Below are 1,653 nucleotides of genomic sequence, written 5' to 3'. Positions count from 1 at the left end.
CAAGCCTGCATCCCGCTGCGTACGGCACCAGCCACGTCCGTAGTGAGATCGTCGCCCACGTGGAGAATGCTGTGTAAAGGCAGGTCGAGCTTTTCTGCCGCCAGGTGATACATATCGTGATAAGGCTTGGCGCGACCGTGCGGCCCGGCTCGCAGGATGAACTTAAAGTATTTATCCAGCCCGAACAGATGCGGCTCGGCATTGCCATTCGTGATGGCCACCAGCGGAATTTTCGCGGCCAGCGCGGCCAGCGTGCTGTGCGTTTCGGCTGGTACCTCAATCTGGCTGCGCCAGTAGGCAAAATGCGCCATAACGTCATGTGAGCCTTTTTCCGCTTCCGATGCGGTAAGCCCGCTATTTAGCATCGCCAGCTCAACCGCACGACGGCGCCATTCGCTGACGTCATGATAAATGTCCGGCTCCTTCTCAAGCAGGCTGTCACGCAGCTGCTGGTACTGCAACGGGCTAAACTCGTTCAGCGCCGGATGATAAGCCTGCAAAAATGCGTGGGTTTCTTTGGCGGTACGGCCTATCACTGGCCGATTATCGTACAGCGTATCATCAAGGTCGAAAGTCATGGCCGCGACCGGGCGCAGCGGACGGTAAAAGTGCATCAGGTTTTTCCTCGTTTGGCACGGGGATGGGCGGCATCGTAAACCGAGGCCAGATGTTGGAAATCAAGGTGAGTATAGATCTGGGTAGTGGTGAGATTGGCGTGGCCCAGCAACTCCTGCACGGCACGCAGATCGCCGCTCGATTCCAGCATATGCGTTGCAAAGGAGTGACGCAGCTTGTGCGGATGAATATGGCTGGAAAGCCCCTGCTTCACGCCCCACTCGGCAAACCGCTTTTGTACATTACGGGTAGAGATGCGTTTGCCCTGCTTCGACAGAAACAGCGCATGATCTTCAGGCGCAAACAGCTCACGCAGCGCCAGCCAGCGCTCCGTCCATTCCACCGCCATGCGGCCAATCGGCAGACGGCGCTCTTTGCTGCCCTTGCCGGAGACCCAGACTTCGCCGGAAGCCAGATCGAGATGGGGAATATCAATGCCGACCAGCTCAGAAAGGCGCAGCCCGGCTCCGTACATCACTTCCAGCATCGCGCGATCGCGTACGGCCAGCGGATCGTTCAGGTCGATATCCAGCAGGCGATTGACTTCATCCACATCGATATTTTTTGGCAGATGGCGGGAAGCACGCGGCGTGGCAACGCCTTTCGCCGGATTAGCTTTCAGCTTGCCCTGGCTGATTTGCCAGTCGAGAAAGCTGCGCAGTGCGGAGAGACGCAGCGCCAGGCTGGCTGGCTTAAGGCCGCCTCGTCGGCTACGCGCGGCCAGCGCTCGAACCTGAGCAGCGTCCAGCTTCTCCCAGGTCGCGAGCTTCATTTCATCCAGCAGGATAATACAGGCGCTCAGCTGCCGCTCGTAGCTGGTCTGCGTGAGCGGACTGAGCTGACGCTCAACTTTCAGATAGCGCAGGAAGCCCTCTACGGCTGACTGTAGAGGAGAGGCGTTCATACCTTTTCCACCCAGCGCTGCAGCAGCTCCGGCAGCATGTGCGAAAGGTGCTGCAATAACACCGTGCCCATACCGGACTGATAGTGCTGGCTGTCGCGGCTGCTGAAGATCAGCACGCCCAGTTCACCGCGCTC

3 protein-coding genes are annotated in these 1,653 nt (G+C 58.8%); all 3 read right to left on the bottom strand.

The window, feature by feature from the left end; translation table 11 throughout:
• Positions 1-614 (bottom strand): 5-amino-6-(5-phospho-D-ribitylamino)uracil phosphatase YigB (gene yigB / locus RTK32_RS21265; protein WP_312047403.1); only part of this gene is annotated, 614 nt, incomplete at its 3' end.
• Positions 614-1,519 (bottom strand): tyrosine recombinase XerC, encoded by a 906-nt coding sequence (gene xerC, locus RTK32_RS21260; protein WP_312047401.1) that lies wholly within the window; start codon positions 1,517-1,519, stop codon positions 614-616. The genes yigB and xerC, both read right to left, overlap by 1 nt.
• Positions 1,516-1,653: DUF484 family protein (locus RTK32_RS21255; protein ID WP_312047405.1), on the bottom strand; the 138-nt coding region annotated here is incomplete at its 5' end. The genes xerC and RTK32_RS21255, both read right to left, overlap by 4 nt.

The sequence above is a fragment of the Erwinia sp. genome (genome assembly GCF_031978025.1).
Lineage (GTDB): Bacteria > Pseudomonadota > Gammaproteobacteria > Enterobacterales > Enterobacteriaceae > Erwinia.
The sequence above is the reverse complement of the archived record's forward strand: the minus strand, read 5'-3'. Positions and strand labels throughout refer to the sequence as shown.

Excerpts from the sequence above, each read along its gene's own strand:
- xerC (WP_312047401.1), bottom strand. The coding sequence starts at position 1,519 with ATGAACGCCTCTCCTCTACAGTCAGCCGTAGAGGGCTTCCTGCGCTAT.